The following is a 17868-nucleotide window of genomic DNA, read 5'->3' on the forward strand; positions in this document are numbered from 1 at the left end:
TGCGCAGCTGCAACAGCTGCTGAAGACTCGGAGGTTTCCTGATAGTTCTGTCGCTTTTTTTCGTGCAGGCGTGCTACATCCGCTGCACTAGTCGGGTTGGGGTGGGTTCTCGGCATGCATTCCTCGTTTTCAATGACCCTCGGCTTCGCCGCGGCGCTGCTTTGTACCGGCATATTGCCGGCCGGCGCACAAGATCTCTATCCGGCCTATGACGATGCGTTTTCGGCCCGCATTGCCAATCCGACCGACAACGGAGCGCTAGCTCAATTCGTCACAGTTGCCGTCAACGCAGGGCAGTACGATCAGGCGATCTCGTCGATCGAGCAGTATCTCATCAAACATCCTCGCGATGCGCGTGCCCGGCTCTCGGCCAGCCGGTTGTATTATCATGTCGGCTCCTATGAATTGGCCCGGCGGCAGGCGCAGTACGGCCTCGAGGTCGGGGACCTGTCCGCGGATGAGCAGCAGGAAGCCGTTCGCCTGCTCGCCCGCATCGAGCGCGCGTTACGTGGCGTCACCTGGGAAATCGCTCTGACTGGCGGCATGTTCAGCGCATCCACCGATTTTGAGCCGGGCGGGGCCGAAGACGACCGCACCTTGGTCTCGCCCTATGGGCGGGCGGAAGGCTTTATCCGATGGGATCTCGGGACGCCAAGTGCTGATGCACTTGTCCTCTCGGGCTCGCTGGCAGCGACAGAGCGCTTTTTCACCAAAGACCTGTCGGTTCCCAGTGCCGAGGAGACTTTTATCCACGGGAACGCCGCCATTACCTTGGACAAGGGACTGCCCAACAGCGGGATCGATTCGCTACGGCTGCTACTTTCCGCGTTCGCCGTCACAGATCGCTTCGACAGCGACGTTCACGAGACCGGCGTCGGTCTAAGTGGGCGCTTCCTCGTGCGCCCCACCGTCGAGACGACGCTTTTTGCAGGTGCCGGCTACATCGATCTAAGCAGCTCGAAAGGCATCTTCGCCGATAGCAGGGTCTTCTATGAGGCAGGCGGCAGCTACCGCTTCCGCAATGGCCAGGCGCTCGGACTGCGCCTAGTCGGCTCGACTGACTTCGCCTCCGGAGCTGGCGAAATCGGCCGTAGCTACATGGGAGAGGTCCGCTACGGCGGCGTGGTGATGGAAGTACCGGACCTTTTCGCATGGTCTCACCAGGTCGCCGTCTCGGCCGGCCACAGCGACACTCCCGACTTGTCCGTCGGCATCGGCACGAACATCCAGAGCGACTTCTGGCGCATTGCCTCGGAAAGCGATTTTCAGCTCACTGAATGGCAGAAGGTCAGTGTCGATCTCGCCTATCGCGAAACCGACTTCGAGATCGCCAGCGGCGACCGAGATTCATTCGAATTGCTCGTGAGCTACACGTTGACACTCAACTGAAAGAGGCCGCGATGAGGACCCTGTATCGTCAGATAGCCACTTGTATCGCCTGCCTTGCCTTTGCGGCACCATCTGGCGCTGAAACGGTTGGGTCCATGACGGCCTACCAGACCAACATCATCCGCAATCACGGCGAGGCGATGAACGTCGGCGCTGGCGTCGAACTCGGCGACCAGCTGCGCAGCAATATCACCGGTCTCGGAATGCTCGTGTTCCGGGACGAGTCGAGCGCCAAGATTGGTCCGAACACCAGCCTGACGATCGATGAATTCGTCTACAATCCGGGGTCCCGATCAGGAAAGATCGACATCAGGATGAACAGCGGCCTGGCCCGTTTTTACGGCGGCCAGGTTTCGAAAGGCGGCGACATGCAAGTTGCGACGCCACACATGGTGCTCGGAGCCAGAGGTGGCATCATTGAGGTGCTTGTGATTGCTGGTCAGACCGTCGGCATACTGCGCGCCGGCCGCATGACCTGCATGATGAATGGTCGCAAGCTCGTGATCACAAACCCGGGCCACGCCTGCACGTCGGACAATGACAAACTGCTGACCGGCTACGGCGGTATCGACGCGTTCCCGATTTTGGACAGCATCGATCGAATAGCCGGCACCGGCCTGCCAGGCGAACCGGGTCCGGGGCTGAACGTAAGCGCGATTTGTGCGTCAGCACTCGGCAATTCGCTCAAAGCCTGCAAGTCCACCGACGGCGCATTGCCCGGCGTGGCCATGGAGTTCCCTGACAGCCCAACGCCCCCTGTAGGCAGTGGGGTGGATGATGAGGACGATGACTGCTTTCCCGACTGCCGGTAAGGCTGGCCGAGCGGCATGAGCCCCTCGCTTGATTGGCGGCGGGCTGCCAGGCGGAAAATACCTGGTCTTGCGGTCGTACTCTTGCTGCTCGCTTGCCATTTTGCTTTCGACGGGCCGCTGTCGCGCCTGCGCGAGCGCACGTACGACCTCTACCAGTCCCTCGCCCCGCGCCAGGCGACGAGCAATCCTGTTGTCATTGTCTCGATAGACGACGCGAGCCTTAAGGCATATGGGCGATGGCCTTGGAACCGTGGCCTTTTGGCCGATCTGGTCGATGGTGTCGCCGAGTCCGGTGCCGCGGTGATCGGGCTTGCGCTGGTGCTGCCCGAGGCTGATATCTCTCCTGATGGCATCGCTGGAGACAAGCGCCTCGCCAGCGCACTGGCGAAAAATCGAACGGCGCTCGCCGTCAGCCTGGGCAACGAGGTGACGGTTTCAGAAGCAGAGCCCAAAGCCGGCTGGTCGATCGTCGGGCAGGTACCCGAGACGCTTCCTGGCTTCACCGGTCTGACAGGCTCCCTTCCTGATTTCTCGAGCGCCGCTGCAGGCCTCGGCGTAATTCGCACTTTGCCCGATCCCGACGGCGTACTACGCCATGTGCCGCTGCTCTGGCTCCGAAATACGGCTCAAGGCGTGCAACTCTGGCCGTCGTTCGCGCTCGAACTCCTGCGCCTCTACGCCGGAGAGAACGGCTACGTAGCTCGGATGAATGTCGCCGGGTTTGACGCGCTCAGGATGGCCGGGACCATTGTGCCACTTGAGCCGCAGGGCAGCATCCGCCTTTGGGAAACCGACACCAACACGCCGCGCATATCTGCCACTAATATCCTTTCGGGTCGCGGCGATCCGCTGCTGCGGAACGCCATCGCCATTGTTGATCTGTCAGCCGTGGGATTGACGCAGTATCTGCCTACCCCGGCGCGTTCGGCGCGACCAGGCGTCGACATCCACGCAGATGCAATCGGCCAGATGCTTGCCGGGCGAATTCTTGTAGAGCCTGCGCAAGCGCGGATGCTCGAGCGGCTCTGGTTTGTCCTTAGTGGTATCGTTTTCATCGGGCTTTCTGGAGTGCTCGCCGAGCGGGTCGTGATTGGCGCATTCGCTCTGGGGCTCCTAGCTGCCATTCCCTTCGTGTTTGGCGCTCTCGAATACAGCCTGCAGGGTGCGCTCTATGACCCACTGCAGCCGGCGCTTGCGACGATCCTCGTAGCTGGCTTCGAAGGCTATGCCCTCTACAGGCGCAGCGAGCAGCGCCGGTCCACCCTGGCGCGGCAGTTTTCCCAATATCTGTCGCCCTCTGTGGTGCAGCGCCTGGCAAATTCGGATACCGAAGCGATCCTGTCCGGAGAGAAGCGCGAGATCACAATCCTGCTGAGTGACATACGCGGCTTCACGGCGATGAGCGAACAACTCGATGCCCAAGAAATCGGAAAGGTGGTCAATCACTTCCTCGGCCTTGCGACCGATGAGATACTCAAGCGCGACGGGACCATCGATAAGTTCATGGGCGATGCCGTGCTAGCTTTCTGGAACGCGCCGCTTGATCAGCCAGATCATCGTGAGCGCGCGCTCGAAGCCGGGCTCGCCCTGATCGAACGGGTGAAGCGCGAAAACGCCGCGTTCACCGCGCGCGGGCACCCCCCTATCGAAATCGGCGTCGCCATCGAGACTGGCATCTGCTCCGTAGGGAATTTCGGCTCCGAACGGCGCTTCGATTACACCGCGATCGGCTCGCCGGTGAACCGCACGGCACGGCTCGAGTCAACGACCAAAAAGCTGAGCATCCCCCTGGTGCTTGGTCCCGGATTTGCGCAAGGAGCGTCGATGCCGGTTGTCCAGGCGGGTGCCTTCGAACTCCAAGGCTTCAAGGGTGAGGTGCCGGTTTTCACCGTTCCGGAGATACAGCCCTCGTCGCAATCTGCCGAGGCAGTGTGACGCTTGGCACCAGTTCAACTCGCTATGTCATTGGCAGCCGGCGAGCGGAAGCGATGCCAAGCGCGAAAAGATGCTCTCGGAACTTAGCGAGATCGTCTTCAACGACGTCGCCCTGATTCCGATGCGAGGTCCTCATCGTGGCTGCCTGCCCGAAACGACCTTCCGGTTCACGACACGGGCCGACCAGTATACGCTGGCCATGAATGCCAACACTGTCTGAGGAGGTGTAGACTTGACGAACATCACCACGGGGTCCGTTGCGGATCGCGGCCGCGCTACATACGATCTTGGCGCGACCGCCATCTTTGCTTCCAAATCGGACCCACGCTTCCATTATTGTCTGTATGTGCCGCCCGCCGTTGGGGAAGGCGCCAAAGTCGATCTGCTGGTCGCCGTCCATGGCACCGGCCGCACCTCGTTCCTGGGTTTTCGCGACGCGTTCGCCGAGTTCGGACGCTGGAACGACTGCGCTATCTTGTGCCCGCTGTTCCCAATCGGCGTTCTCGGCGATGACGCCCGCAGCGGGTACAAATACATGATCGAGGGCGATATCCGCTACGATCAGGTGCTGCTCGCCATAGTCGAGGAAGTCGTTGCAAAATATCATCAGGACTGGACCCGCTTCGCCATGTTCGGATTTTCCGGCGGCGGGCATTTCACCCATCGCTTCGCCATCCTCCATCCCGACAGGCTATGGGCTGCTTCGATCGGTGCGCCGGGCTCGGTGACCTTGCTCGATGCCGGGCGGAACTGGTGGGTGGGCATTCGTGACCTGCCGGAGAAGTTCGGCATCAGCTTCGACGCCGCGGCGCTGGCAAAAGTGCGTGTCCAGATGATCGTCGGCGATGCCGATCTGGAGACCTGGGAAATCACGCATGTCCAAGGCAGCAGCCATTGGATGCCGGGTGCGAACGATACCGGGCGAACGCGGCCGGAACGCCTCAGGACGTTGTGTCGATCGTTCGAGGAAGCGGGTGCGCGCGTGCGCTTCGATTTGCTGCCAGGCATATCCCACGAACGCGACGCGGTTCTCGATGCGGTCAAGGATTTCCTGGCCCAGGCGCTCAAGGAGCGACGGAACGCATCAACAATGGCCAGGCCCCGCACCGACAAGCTTGCACAAGGATAGCCTGTTGCGGGCAGGCCTCAATCGTATTTGGCGACAAAGCGTCCGACGGCGACGAGGCAGTCGTCCTTCTCCTCGACATGCGGCATATGGCTGGAATTTGGGAAGACCATGCCTTCGACGTCGGGAATATGATCGAGAAAGGGCTGGACGCAGGCTTCGGTCGCTTCGTCGTAAAATCCGCGGAACGCCAGCGTCGGCGCCTCGATCAGATGCAGGCGCTCGACGATGGTCCAGTTCCGCATCGTGCCGATGACGTGGAATTCATTGGGTCCGTTCATGGTGTGATAAACCGTCGGATCCGCGTCGATTGCCGCAAATGTCCGGGCGACCTCCCGCGGCGTTGGAAGGACACGGCAGACGTGGCGGTCATAGAAGGCTTTGGTTGCCGCAACATAATCCGGGTGATCGGTGGTCCCGGCTGCCTCGTGCCGGTCAAGCGCGAGTTGCACATCGGCCGGCAGCCCGGCCCGCAATTGCAGCGCGCCTTCCACCCATAGCGCCATTGAGGCCAGCGAATTGGCCAGGATCAATGCCTTGAGCCCTGCAGGGCGTCGCACGGCATGTTCGGCCGAAAGTATGCCGCCCCAGGACTGGCCGAGCAGGGCGTAACGCTCGGCAATGCCGATGTGAGCGAGCAGCGCATCGAGTTCGCCCAAAAAGAAATCGACGGTCCAGAAGTCGCCGCCCTTGTCGGGCAGATGCGTCGACTTGCCGTTGCCGATCTGATCGTAGTGGATGACGGCCCGCCCGGTATCGGCAAGCTCCCTGAATGAATCGACATAGTCGTGGGTGCAGCCCGGCCCGCCGTGAGCGATGACCAATGGCAGCTTGCCCGAGTTGAGATCTCCGATCACGCGATACCAGGTGCGGTAGCCGCTGTAGTCGCTAAATCCTTCGGTGGTCGCATGTGCCGTCACAGTTCCAAGCTCCGGGTCATGGCGCGGCAGGAACCAAAGTGACGGACCCTCTCAAGCCTTGTTTGCGGCCGACGGTACTAAGCGGCCCGGCGCATTTACAGCTAGCACTATTTATAGGTTTGCCCTGGCGGGAGGAGCCCTCAGGCGGAGCGCCTCAATGCTCCGGCTCGAGCAGCCGGTAGTGGGCAGCCAGCGCGATGGCGTGGAAGCGGTTGCGCGCGCCAAGCTTGCGTGTCGCCGCGTTGAGATGCAGCGTTGCGGTCGGCACCGCGCGGCCAATCTCGCGCGCGACCTGCTTGGCCGTCAGTCCGGCGGCGGCGAGGCGCAGGCACTGGCGCTCGCGCGACGTCAGGTGGACGTATGGGCAGGTGCGGATGCCGGCATCGAAACCGGCGTAGACGGAGTCGTGCAAGAGATGGCCCAGATCGCCGATTTCGGCGATTAACTGCCTTGCTTCGGCCTCGAACCCTGGCTCTGGATCGGCGCGGATCGCAGTGAAGGTGGCCAGATCCCCACCGGCAAGACGGATGGGCACGGTGACGCCGCAGGTCATCCTGGTATCGAGCAGATAGCTGATCACCGGATCATGCCTGGACCGAAGCACATGCTGCATGACGGTGCTCTGAACGCCCTTGTGCGACCAGAGGAACGGCCTAGATACGGCGAGCGCGGCTTCCTGCACCGGGTCAAGCTGATAATAGCCGCCTTTGCACCAGAGATCCTGCATGTCGCGCGGCACGTTGTGCAGAGCCATCAGCGACGGGGTGATCAGGTCGCCCTTATGGCTGACCGGCACGGGCGTATAGTCATAGATGAATGAGGTGAAACCGACGGGCTCCAGCACATCGGTCGCCACCGCCATGGCGGCGTCGATGCTCATTCCGTTCGGAACCGGCTCTCTGGATCGCCTGAACAGCCCTGCATGCGACAAGCTTACCCGCCGGCCATTGCTTGTCAAATAGCCATGTCACCCGCGTGCCCAATAAATAGGCTTAAGGCTGGCCTCTCCGACCTATCTATCTTAATAGCTATCCTGCTCGGCTTCGCTGGTCGTAGTCTTTTGCGATTGGGCGAAGGTGCGGAGACCACCCGCGACCGCAACGAACGTCCGCTGCTGCGGAGCACGGGCGACGGTCGCCTGGTTGCCTGCCATCATCCAGGGGGCGGATAAGGCGCGGGATTCTCGCTCGGAGAGGTGGTTGCGTGTGGCAGCGAAGTCGAAGCCCCAACGGTCAAGAGTGCTCCCGTCCGCTCAATCGGGCGCGGCTGTGCCGAGCGCGGCGGCCACGACATCAGCAAGGCCACGGCCGGCGCTGCCGTCCTTGTCGAGGCGCGGATTGTAGATGGTGACCTCGAGCCCAACCGCCTTGCCGCTCGCCAGGATGACGCGGAGCGCCGCCGACAGTTCGTCCCACGACAGCCCGCCCGGCACGCGGAAATCGACCGCCGGCATGATCGCATCGTCGAGACAGTCGGCGTCGAGATGGATGAAGAAGCCGTCGAGTTCCGCCCGCGTCAGGTGGCCAACGGCGGCCCGGGCGGCGGCTTCGACGCCCAGGCGGCGGATGGCGTGCAGATCGTAGGCCATGAACTCGGCTGGCAAAGGCTGGCTGCCGTATTCGGCCTGGTCCTCGTGGTCGCGATACGCGAAGACGACAGTGTCCTCGGAACGAACCAACGGGCGGCGGCCCTCCAGGTCGGTCAGCAGCGCCGGCCCGTAGCCGGTGACGAAGGCCAGCTCCATCGACGCGCCTTCGCTGTTGGGCTCCGCTTCCGGCTGGAAGAAATCGGCGTGGCCGTCGATGAAGAACAGGCCGTAGCGGCCGCGCCGGCGCAGCGCCAGCATCGGACCCAGCAGGATCGTACAGTCGCCGCCCAGCACCACCGGGAATTCGCGGGCGTGCAGCACCTCCTCCACGGCGTCGGCGAGCTTGGGTGACCACGCCGCGATCGCCTTGGCATTCAGCGTCAGGGTGGCAGGGTCGGGCTTCGGGTCTTTCGGCGGGACGGCCAGCCGCCCGGCGCGGCGCGCATGGATGCGTTCGGCGAGGCCCAGTTCCAGCAGCCGACCGGGCAAGGCTTCAACGCCGTCGGTCGCCAGACCCAGCGAGGACGGCGCTTCAAGGATGGCATAGGGGCGGCTCGGCATCGGATGCTCCAGCTATCGCGGGTGAAAGCCGGCGTAGCTTCAGTACGTGGGCGAGACCGAGGAAATTTCAAGCCGCCGCCCAGCCGATGCCGTCGGGCGCGGCAACCGCAGCATCTCCGCATTGCTGCTGCGAAAATTGCTGCCCACGGCCACTCGTACCTCGCCGATTTTGCCGGCAAGGCCTATCTTCTGGTGAGCGACCCGAACCACGAAGGAGATCGACGATGAATGCAAAAGCTGCAGCGGCCGAAGCGTTCGTGCGCGAGCCGGCGGCCGGCTCGACGCTCAACGTTTTGGGTATCACCCATATCTACAAAGCCACCGGTGCCGAGACCGCCGGGTCCTTCTCGCTCTGGGAGTCCATGGTTCCGCCGGGCGCGGCAACGCCACCGCACATCCATGCCCGAGAGGATGAAGGCTTCTATGTGCTGAGCGGCGAACTCGTCATCGAATTCGAGGGCGACTCCGCGCCCCGTCGCGTTGCGGCCGGCGGTTTCTTCTTCGGCGCACGCGGCCGGCGCCATGCCATCCGCAATGACGCCGACAAGCCAGCTCGCGTGCTCGTCTTCTGCGCGCCGAGTTGCGGCCTTGATCAGATGTTCGCGGAAATGGACGCCGCGACCGCCGCCGGCACGCCGGAGATGGCAAAGGTCGTGGCCATCGCCGCCAAATACGGCGTGACCATCGAGGCGCCGGCTGATCCGCCGCGCTGAGGTCAAACGGTCGTCTGTCAGGCGGGAAACAGAAATGCGGCGGCGGGATCGAAAAAAATCTGTCTGCTCGAGGCGATGCCTTCCTGTGGTTGCGCCATGTCGGATGTCGGCCTGACGTCGATCTCCTGGCCGGCGGCCGTGCGCGCGATGACGCGCCGCCGCTCGCCGAAGAAGGCGGTGTCGATGAATTCGACCGCAAGCCCGGCAGTGGCCGGGCCGGGTCTCAGCCGAAAAGCTTCCGGCCGCACCATCAGCCGGGTTTTCTGGCCTTGGCTGAACTCCTGATCGATCCTCACGCCGGAGACGACCGAGCCATCGGCGAGGCGGATCGTGGCGGCACCGTCGACGGTTTCAAGATGCTCGGCCGGCAGGAAATTGGAATTTCCGATAAAACTGGCTACAAATTCGCTCGCAGGTCTCAGATAGAGGTCCTCACCGGTGCCGATCTGCTCGATGCGCCCGTCCCGAAACAGGGCGATGCGATCCGAAAGATGCAGGGCCTCGTCCTGATCGTGGGTGACGTAAAGGATCGTTACGCCGGTTTCGCGGTGGATGCGCCGTATCTCGGCCTGGATCTCCTCGCGCAGCTTTTTGTCGAGCGCCGAAAGCGGCTCGTCCATCAGGAGGATCGGCGGATCGTAGGCCAGCGCCCTGGCAAGCGCCACGCGCTGCTGCTGTCCGCCGGAAAGCGCGCCAGGATATCGGCCGCCGAAACTCTCGAGCCGTACCAGCGACAGCATCTCGGCGACTTTTCGGTTCACCTCTGCGTCCGGACGGCGGCGCACGCGCAACGGAAAGGCAACGTTCTCGGCGACGGTGAGATGCTGGAACAGCGTGTAGCGCTGGAACACCATGCCGATATTGCGCTTGTGCGACGGCACCGACAGCAGCGACCTGCCTTCGAGAAGAACGTCGCCGGATGTCGGGTGCTGAAAGCCGGCGATCGCATAAAGCGTCGTCGATTTGCCAGAACCGGAAGGGCCGAGAAAGGTCAGGAACTCGCCCTTGGGTATGTCGATGGTGACATCGTGCACGGCGACGAAGCTGCCGAACGCCTTGCGCAGGTCGCGAATGGAGAGGAACGGTTCGGTCATTTCGACAATTTCCGCCGAATGAGTGCGGTTACGATCATCAGGCTCAGCGTCAGAAGAACGAGAAGGCTGGAGGCCGCTGCGATGACCGGGCTAAGATCCTGGCGCAGGCTGCCCCAGATCTTGACCGGCAAGGTCTGCAAGGTGGGGCTGGCCATGAAGATCGCGACCACCACCTCGTCCCATGAGGCGAGAAAGGCGAAGATCGCCGCCGAGAAGATCCCGATCTTGATCGCCGGCAAGGTCACCCGGAGTTTTGCTTCGAATGGGCTTGCGCCGCAGACGATCGCCGCATCCTCGATGGATTTGTCAAAACCTTCGAGTGCCGCAGTGATCGGAATGATGGCGAAGGGCAGTGCCAGGACCGTGTGAGCGATGACGAAGCCTGCCGTGGTGCCGCCGAGCCCGATCCGCAGGAAGAATGCATAGATGGCGATGGCGAAGACGACAACCGGCAGCACCATTGGCGTCAGCAGCAGGCCGCGAAGCGTATTGCGCCCGCGAAACTGTCCCCTGACCAGCGCGAAAGAAGCCAGCAGCCCGATGACGACGGCAAGAATCGCGGCCATGGTGGCAATGCGCGCGCTGGTCAGCGCCGCTTCGAGCCAGGCCGGATCGGCGAAGAGCTCCTCATACCATTTCAGTGTCCAGCTTGGTGGCGGAAAAGCCAGCCACCGCGACGACCCGAACGACAAAAGCACGATGAAAACCACCGGCAGCAGCAGAAACGCGGCAACCAGGCCGGTGAAACCCAGAAGTGCTGCGCGCAGCCAGCCCAGCCGGTCGTAGTCGAGCAGCATCTCAGATGCCTCCTGTCATGCGCTTGGCGCCGACGAGGCGCAGCTGCAGCGCGTAGAGCGCCATGGTCACCAAAAGCAGGATGAAAGCCGCCGCGCTTCCGAGCCCCCAGTTGAGCAAGGACTGGATCATCTGGGCGATCATTGCGGCGAGCATCATGTTGGAGGTGCCGCCGAGCAGCGTTGGTGTCACGAAATAGCCGAGCGACATGACGAAAACCATCAGGCCGCCTGCAGCGATGCCGGGAAGCGACAAGGGCAGCAGGATGCGGCGGAAGGCGTCGAAGGGGCTGGCGCCGCACAGCGCGGCGGCGCGCAGCGTCATCGGATCGATGGCGCGCAGCGTTCCGACCAGTGGCAGTATCATGAAGGGCAGCATGATGTAGACCATGCCGATGGTGACGCCGGTCAGGTTGTTGATCAGCGGCAGCGGCTCGCTGATCAGGCCGATATCCATCAGCGTCCGATTGATGACGCCGGTGCGTTGGAGCAGCACCATCCAGGCATAGGTGCGGGTGAGCAGATTGGTCCACATCGACAGGATGATGATGCCGAAGACGATCGAGCCGAGGGCAGGCGGCATGATCGCCAGCATCCAGGCGACTGGAAACGCCACGATCACGGTTACGGCGGTGACGACGGTGGCGACCAGAAATGTGTTGAAGAAGACCCGCGCATAGGTGCCGTCGCCAAACAGGGTGGCGTAGTTCTGCAGGCCCGGCACGGGTTCGGTCACGCTGCTCAACAGCAGCGCAACAACCGGCACCACGAAGAACAGGGCGATAAGAGTTAGCGCTGGTAGGGCGCCGCCGATACCGTCGGGCCTTCGGAGGATTGGCTGTCGATGAAGAAAATTGCCCGACATGGCGATGATCCCGGCAGCTCAGGCGGGACGCCCTAGCGACGCCCCGCCGGTTCATGGGTGAGGTCGGCGGCTATTTGGCCTGCCAGGCGTACCAGCGCTCGGCGATCTTATCGCGGTTTTCAGCCCAGTAGTTCATGTCGAGGTTGATCTGCCCGTCGACATAGGCGTCCGGCAGCGACTTGACGACATCGGCCGGCATTTCGGCCTTGGCTGCCGTGTTGATGGGGGCGTAGCCGCTTGCTTCAGCAAACATCGCCTGGCTTTTCGGGCTTGTCGCAGCGGCCAGGAATTTCATGGCGCTCGCCTTGTTCTTCGACCCCTTGGGGATGACGAGCACGTCGGCGGCGGTCATGTTCTGTTTCCAGGATACGCCGACGTCGGCGCCGTCCTGCTCGAGGGCGAAGACACGCCCGTTCCAGAGCTGCCCGAACGCTGCTTCACCGGAAGCGATCAGCTGTTGCGACTGGGCGCCGCTGTCCCACCAGACGATTTCCGATTTGATCGTGTCGAGTTTCTTGAACGCCCGGTCGAGGTCGAGCGGATAGAGCTTGTCCGCCGGCACGCCGTCGGCCAGCAGCGCGATTTCGATGACGCCCGGCGCCGACCATTTGTAAAAAGTGCGCTTGCCGGGAAATTTCGTCAGGTCGAACATGTCGGCCCAGCCCGCCGGTTCGCCCGGCACCGCGCCTTTGTTCCAGGCTAGAACGAAGGAGTAGTAGAAGCTGCCGACCGCATGCTCGGTGGTGAAGCGAGGATCGAGATCGGCCTTCGCCACGACGTTGAAATCGATCGGCTCGAGCAGGCCGTCCTTGGCCGCCTTGATGGCGAAATCCATTTCGACATCGACGACGTCCCAGGCGACGCTGCCGCCTTCCACCATGGCCTTCAGCTTGCCGTAGTCGGTCGGGCCGTCCTGCAGGACCTTGATCCCAGAACCCGCTTCGAACGGAGCAGCCCAGGATTTGGTCTGCGCCTCCTGGGTGGTTCCGCCCCAGCTGGTGAACACCATTTCATCGGCGTGTGCGGCAGTGGCTGCCAGGAGTGCGGCCAAAATGCCGGTCAAAATCAGTTTCATCTCATTCTCCTCTGTTGGTTGCTTTCTTGTTTTGTGAAATTGCGCGTTGACGCTGCCTCATCGCATGACGAACGGATCCGGGATCGGCTCGTCGGATACGCGTATCCACACCGACTTCGAGCGCGTGTAGTCGCGGATGGCGTCGAGCCCGCCCTCGCGGCCGAACCCCGACTGACCATAGCCGCCGAACGGCACGAGCGGCGAAACGGCGCGGTATGTGTTGACCCAGACGATGCCGGCATGGATGTCGCGCGCCATGCGGTGCGCCTTGGCGAGATTGGTGGTGAACACGCCCGAAGCGAGGCCGAACGGCGTATCGTTGGCAAGCGCCAGGGCTTCGGCTTCCGTGTCGAAGGTGAGAACGCTGAGCACCGGACCGAACAATTCCTCGCGCACGCAGGGCAGCGCTGAATCCTCGGCATCGATGATGGTCGGTGCGTAGTAGAAGCCGTACGGATGATTGTCGGGCCTTTTTCCGCCGGTGACCAACGTCCCGCCATTGGCGAGGCTCTCGGCAACGATCTTCTCGATCCATTCCCGCTGACGTGGCGTTGCCAGCGGTCCCATTTCGGTGGCTGGATCCTGCGGATCACCAATTTTGATGGCCTCGGCCTTGTGCTTCAGCCTGTCCAGGAACTCGGCCTTTATCGAACGCTCGACAAGCAGCCGGGAGCCGGCGACGCAGCTTTGTCCAGACGCTGCGAAAATCCCGGCCACCACCGCGTTGGCCGCGCTGTCCAAGTCGGCGTCGGCGAAAACGACAACCGGACTTTTCCCGCCCAGCTCCAGCGTCGTATAGGCGAGATTTTCCGCCGTGTTGCGGACGATAGCGCGAGCGGTCGAAGGCCCGCCGGTGAAGGCGACGCGTGAAACCAGCGGATGACTTGTCAGGCACCGGCCGCAATCGTGTCCGAACCCGGTCAGTATGTTGACGCTTCCGGCGGGAAATCCGGCCCCATGAACGAGTTCGGCGAAGGCCAGCAGCGGCGCTGGACCATCCTCCGAGGCTTTCAGGACGACCGTGCAGCCGGCGGCCAGCGCCGGGCCGAGTTTGACGGCCGAAAGGAAGAGCTGCGAATTCCACGGCACGACGGCAGCGACGACGCCGATCGGCTCGCGTCGGATGGTGACGTCCATATCGGCCTTGTCGATCGGCACATGCGAGCCTTCATGCTTGTCGGCAAGCCCGCCATAGTAGCGATAATAGTCGCCGACATAGGCGATCTGGGCGCGGGTCTCGCGGATGATCTTGCCGGTGTCGCGCGTTTCCAGTTCGGCCAGGCGGCCGGCATTGGCGACGACCAGGTGGCCGAGGCGCACCAGCAGCTTGCCGCGCGCCGTCGCCGTCAGCGAGGCCCATGCGGCCGAGTGCAGCGTCCGGTGCGCCGCCTCGACGGCGCGGTCGACATCGGCCTCGGTTGCGGCGGGCATCGTCGCCCAGGGCGCTCCGGTTGATGGATCGATGCTTTCGAAGGTGGCTGTCGGCGTATCGAACGCCCCATCTATGAAGTTGCTGAAGGCCACAAGGGTCATTGCGGCCTCCCATGCCCGAAGGCCGGCATCACCTTGTCGACGAACAGCTGCAGCGACTTCTTCTTGCGCTCGTGCGGTAGACCGCTGTCGATCCAGATCGAGTACTGGTCATAGCCGAGCGCCTCATATGCCTTAAGCCGGGTGATCACCTCTTCGGCTTCGCCGATGACCAGGTTCTGTCGGATTTTGTCCGGCGCATATTGCGGCATGGCTGCGATCTCGTCGTCGGAGAGCGCTTCCAATATGCCTTGGCGAACCGGCTTCTTGTTCTGGAACCACGCGCCGAACTGGCAGTAGAACAGCGACAGGTCCCTCGTCAGTTGCTCCGCATCGGCGGCGTCTTCGGCAACGAATGTGTGCATCAGCAGCATGATCTCGGGGCGGGCCATGTCAGGATGCGCCGCGCACGCCGCGTTGAAGCGCTCCATCAGGCTGGTTACTTCGTCGTCGCCGGAGGCGAGCGGCGTCACCTGGACGTTGCAGCCGTTGGAGACGGCGAAGTCGTGCGAGTTCGGATCGCGCGCCGCCACCCAGATCGGCGGGTGCGGCTTTTGCACCGGCTTGGGCGACGAGGTGGTCGAGGGAAACGACCAGAATTCGCCGGACATCTCGAAATCGCCTTCCCAGAGGCCCTTGATGGCCGGGATGATCTCGCGCATGCGCTGGCCCGCGCCCCAGGCGTCGAGCCCAGGGAACAGGCGTTGGTACTCGTAGCTGTAGGCGCCGCGGGCGATGCCGATGTCGAGCCGGCCGCCGGTGACGACATCGGTCATGGCTGCCTCGCCGGCGAGCTTGATCGGATGCCAGAACGGCGCGATGACGGTTCCTGTGCCGAGCCGGATGCGCTTCGTCCTGGCGCCGAGATAGGCGATGTTGATGAACGGGTTTGGCGAGATGGTGAACTCCATGCCGTGGTGTTCGCCGATCCAGCCCGTCTCGAAGCCTGCCGCCTCGGCCATCACGACCAGTTCCTCAAGCTCATCGATGAGGTCGGCATGCGGCTTTGCCGGGTCCGAGCGTTCCATATGGACGAAGAGCGAGAACTTCATATCTGTTGACCCGGACTGGAAGTGTTGATTGCTACCGGCTTGGCGAGCGGACGGACTTCACCTTCGACCTCGTTGCCGACATAGACTCCAAACGCATCCTCCCGACATTCGCGAACATAGCGGGCGAGCATCGAGCGCACGGCAGCGTCGGCGATGTTCAGTCCGGCAATCCTGTCGATGTCGACGAGCCGGACCTGGCGATCGCTGGAGTGGGGCGCGGCTACCGTGCCGCGGTAGTAGACATGCGTTCGCGATGGGCTTGCGGCGTCGTCCCAGACCGCAAACAGGAATCCGAGATGAGCCTCGATGGCTTTCGCGGCGAGGCGTCCCCTGAGGCTTCGCGTGTCGCCGGGTGGCCCGAGCCCTCGGCCCGCCGGCAGTTCGAAAAAGCCGTCGGCGGTTTCGAGGAACAGCACGCGGCCTTCATCTTCGAGGATGGCGCCGACCTCCATGTCGGGTGGCGCGGCCGCCAGTGCTTCCTGGGTGAGGCCGGGCGAGACATAGGCGCCACGGCAATAGCCGAGGGGCTGCGATGAATTGTGGGAGAATTCGCGAACGCGGCCGATGAGGATCGAATGGTCGCCGGCGTCGACCAACTGCTCCATGTCACAGTCAAACGTAGCCACCGATCCAGCGAGCAGCGGGCTGCCGGTCGGGCCGAAGCGCCACTCGACAGCCGAGAACTTGTCCTGCGATTTCGAAGCGAAGACGCCGGATGCGGCTCGCTGTTCCTCCGAGAGCACGTTGACGGCAAAGCACTTCGAGGTCGAAAACACCGGATGACCCAGCGCCTTCTTGGCGATGCAGACCAGCACAAGCGGCGGATCGAGCGAAACGGATGTAAACGAATTGGCGGTGAAGCCTCGAGGTTCTCCTTCCGGCCCGATCGCGGTGACGATGGTAACGCCGGTCAGGAAGGAACCGAGCGCCCGCCTGAATTCGCCCGCGTCGAAGGCTGTGTCCATTGCCGGTCGCGCCGATATGCTTGCGCCGTCGTTGCTCTCTAGAAAATCGGCAATGCGCCGCGTGACCACGTCAGGCGAGGCTATGGCCATCATGTGTCGCTCGCCCTCCAGAACGACACAGCGACCGCGCGACGCGAGGCGGGCCATCGCTGCCGACATCGCAGGCGAGGAATTCCTGTCCTGCGAGCCGGTCATGAACAGGGCCGGCATTGCGAGACCGGAAAGACGATCGCCATGCGCCGCATCGGCATGGGCGAAAAGTCGATAGGTGCGCGCATAGCCCTCGGAGTTGACGCTTTGCAGTGCCACGCGCGTCATCCTTGCCGCCTCGGCCAGGCTGTCGGGGACCGGGTTGCCGAACCAGCGCGCGATCGTTGCGTCCGTCCCCGACGGGTTTTCCGCGCCATTCAGTTCGGCGGCGCGCTCGCGCACTGCCTGCGCAAGCTCCGCCGGGCGGCGAAAAACCGCATTGAGCGAGACGAGGCTGCGAACCCGTTCGGGTGCATTGAGAGCGATTTCCTGCCCGACCAGCGCCCCCATCGAATGGCCAACGATCGAGACGGCATCCAGGCCAAGGTGATCGAGAAGCCGAATTGCCTGTCCGGCATAATCGGCAAGGCTGGCGTCCTCGGGCGGCAACGGCGACTGGCCGTGTCCCAGGATGTCGATTGCGATCACATCCCATCTGTTTTTCATCAGCTCGATCTGGGGTGCCCAGATCGCCGCGTTCATGCCGACACCGTGGATGAGAAGGACCGGCGCGCCGGATCCGGCACGGATGAAACCGGTGCCGTCAGGCGCCGTTCCGCGATGCCAGCCACGGTCCGTCAGCTCAACCATGCAGGTCGCCGACCTCCTTGAGATCCTGGTAGCGGTCGCCGATGCGATGATGCGGTCGTCCGCCGATCGAGGCGCCAAGCGCCACCACCAACTCGTCCGGCGCCGGCGCGTCGCCGATCTGGAAGTGCACCGTCAGGTAGTGCGAACGTCGGCCTTCATCGTTCTTGTCCATGAGCGGGATCATGATCGGCGTGTTCGGCCCGCCGCGCAGGTTGGTGAAGGCAAGATAGGTCTTGGCGCCGACGGCACGCCGATAGTGGTTGCCGAAATGCAGCGTGTGGATGAGCGCCGAGGCATGCTCGATCTCGCCCGACGTGCCGCAGATTGCGGCCTTGCCGTAGCCTTCGATCGCTTCGCCGGATCCGGCGACTGTGAGGATTTCATGGGTCAGCATCTCCCCCAGAACCGGCGCATAGGCGCGGATCTCGGGAGAAAGATCGTCAGTGAAACCGCGTCCGGCCCAGGGATTGTCGAGCACTGCCGCCACGCCGATCAGCCGCAGCGGCCGGGGGGCCGTCTTGCCGCCTTCGATCAGCGTGTTCTCGACATAGGTGACGATCTTTCGAATGGCCGGCTTCATCGAGTCCTCGGTGGTCGGGTCGGCGAGGC

The 17868-nt window shown here is 63.1% G+C and carries 17 protein-coding genes; 6 read left to right on the forward strand and 11 right to left on the reverse strand.

What is annotated here, in order from left to right; genetic code table 11:
- Window positions 1-114: 114 nt before the first annotated feature.
- From AC0L18_RS15160 to AC0L18_RS15180, 5 genes are all read left to right on the forward strand, one after another.
- Entirely contained in the window at window positions 115-1389 is a 1275-nt protein-coding gene (locus tag AC0L18_RS15160) for a tetratricopeptide repeat protein (RefSeq protein WP_473493077.1), read from the forward strand.
- Window positions 1390-1484: 95 nt separating this feature from the next.
- Window positions 1485-2201: a FecR domain-containing protein gene (locus AC0L18_RS15165; protein WP_027152473.1), complete on the forward strand. Its 717-nt coding sequence runs from the start codon at window positions 1485-1487 to the stop codon at window positions 2199-2201.
- A 15-nt stretch (window positions 2202-2216) separates the two neighbouring features.
- Window positions 2217-4136: a CHASE2 domain-containing protein gene (locus tag AC0L18_RS15170; RefSeq protein WP_473493079.1), complete on the forward strand. Its 1920-nt coding sequence runs from the start codon at window positions 2217-2219 to the stop codon at window positions 4134-4136.
- A 70-nt stretch (window positions 4137-4206) separates the two neighbouring features.
- Complete coding sequence (locus AC0L18_RS15175; protein ID WP_473493081.1) at window positions 4207-4356, forward strand: hypothetical protein; 150 nt, start codon at window positions 4207-4209, stop codon at window positions 4354-4356.
- Between the two features lie 12 nt (window positions 4357-4368).
- Window positions 4369-5265: an alpha/beta hydrolase gene (locus AC0L18_RS15180; protein ID WP_473493082.1), complete on the forward strand. Its 897-nt coding sequence runs from the start codon at window positions 4369-4371 to the stop codon at window positions 5263-5265.
- Between the two features lie 17 nt (window positions 5266-5282).
- Here AC0L18_RS15180 and AC0L18_RS15185 read toward each other — a convergent pair whose 3' ends face one another.
- The 3 genes from AC0L18_RS15185 to AC0L18_RS15195 all read right to left on the reverse strand — a co-directional run bounded on the left by AC0L18_RS15185 (window position 5283) and on the right by AC0L18_RS15195 (window position 8331).
- Window positions 5283-6182: a proline iminopeptidase-family hydrolase gene (locus AC0L18_RS15185; RefSeq protein WP_473493084.1), complete on the reverse strand. Its 900-nt coding sequence runs from the start codon at window positions 6180-6182 to the stop codon at window positions 5283-5285.
- Window positions 6183-6336: 154 nt separating this feature from the next.
- Window positions 6337-7062, reverse strand: a complete 726-nt coding sequence (locus AC0L18_RS15190; protein ID WP_473493086.1) for a LuxR family transcriptional regulator — start codon at window positions 7060-7062, stop codon at window positions 6337-6339.
- A gap of 372 nt (window positions 7063-7434) precedes the next feature.
- Window positions 7435-8331, reverse strand: coding sequence for an arginase family protein (locus tag AC0L18_RS15195; RefSeq protein WP_473493088.1), 897 nt, complete (start codon window positions 8329-8331; stop codon window positions 7435-7437).
- A 224-nt stretch (window positions 8332-8555) separates the two neighbouring features.
- On the opposite strand from AC0L18_RS15195, the gene AC0L18_RS15200 reads away from it, so the two are divergent.
- Complete coding sequence (locus tag AC0L18_RS15200; protein ID WP_473493090.1) at window positions 8556-9044, forward strand: cupin domain-containing protein; 489 nt, start codon at window positions 8556-8558, stop codon at window positions 9042-9044.
- A 17-nt stretch (window positions 9045-9061) separates the two neighbouring features.
- On the opposite strand, the gene AC0L18_RS15205 is transcribed toward AC0L18_RS15200, so the two are convergent.
- From AC0L18_RS15205 to AC0L18_RS15240, 8 genes are all read right to left on the reverse strand, one after another.
- Complete coding sequence (locus tag AC0L18_RS15205) at window positions 9062-10138, reverse strand: ABC transporter ATP-binding protein (protein WP_473493091.1); 1077 nt, start codon at window positions 10136-10138, stop codon at window positions 9062-9064.
- On the reverse strand, window positions 10135-10935 hold the full coding sequence (locus tag AC0L18_RS15210; protein WP_091597346.1) for an ABC transporter permease: 801 nt from the start codon (window positions 10933-10935) through the stop codon (window positions 10135-10137). Before AC0L18_RS15210 ends, AC0L18_RS15205 begins: the two co-directional genes overlap by 4 nt.
- A 1-nt stretch (window position 10936) precedes the next feature.
- Entirely contained in the window at window positions 10937-11797 is an 861-nt protein-coding gene (locus AC0L18_RS15215) for an ABC transporter permease (protein WP_473493092.1), read from the reverse strand.
- A gap of 70 nt (window positions 11798-11867) precedes the next feature.
- Window positions 11868-12872 carry an ABC transporter substrate-binding protein gene (locus AC0L18_RS15220; protein WP_473493093.1) on the reverse strand — a complete coding sequence of 335 codons (1005 nt, stop codon included), beginning with the start codon at window positions 12870-12872 and terminating at the stop codon, window positions 11868-11870.
- Between the two features lie 57 nt (window positions 12873-12929).
- Complete coding sequence (locus AC0L18_RS15225) at window positions 12930-14405, reverse strand: aldehyde dehydrogenase (RefSeq protein WP_473493094.1); 1476 nt, start codon at window positions 14403-14405, stop codon at window positions 12930-12932.
- Window positions 14402-15454 carry an LLM class flavin-dependent oxidoreductase gene (locus tag AC0L18_RS15230; RefSeq protein WP_473493096.1) on the reverse strand — a complete coding sequence of 351 codons (1053 nt, stop codon included), beginning with the start codon at window positions 15452-15454 and terminating at the stop codon, window positions 14402-14404. Before AC0L18_RS15230 ends, AC0L18_RS15225 begins: the two co-directional genes overlap by 4 nt.
- Window positions 15451-17259: an alpha/beta fold hydrolase gene (locus AC0L18_RS15235; RefSeq protein WP_473493097.1), complete on the reverse strand. Its 1809-nt coding sequence runs from the start codon at window positions 17257-17259 to the stop codon at window positions 15451-15453. Before AC0L18_RS15235 ends, AC0L18_RS15230 begins: the two co-directional genes overlap by 4 nt.
- Complete coding sequence (locus AC0L18_RS15240) at window positions 17252-17839, reverse strand: amino acid synthesis family protein (RefSeq protein ID WP_473493098.1); 588 nt, start codon at window positions 17837-17839, stop codon at window positions 17252-17254. The genes AC0L18_RS15235 and AC0L18_RS15240 overlap by 8 nt, the downstream gene beginning before the upstream one ends.
- Between the last annotated feature and the right edge of the window lie 29 nt (window positions 17840-17868).

Source organism: Mesorhizobium sp. WSM4819 (assembly GCF_055811215.1).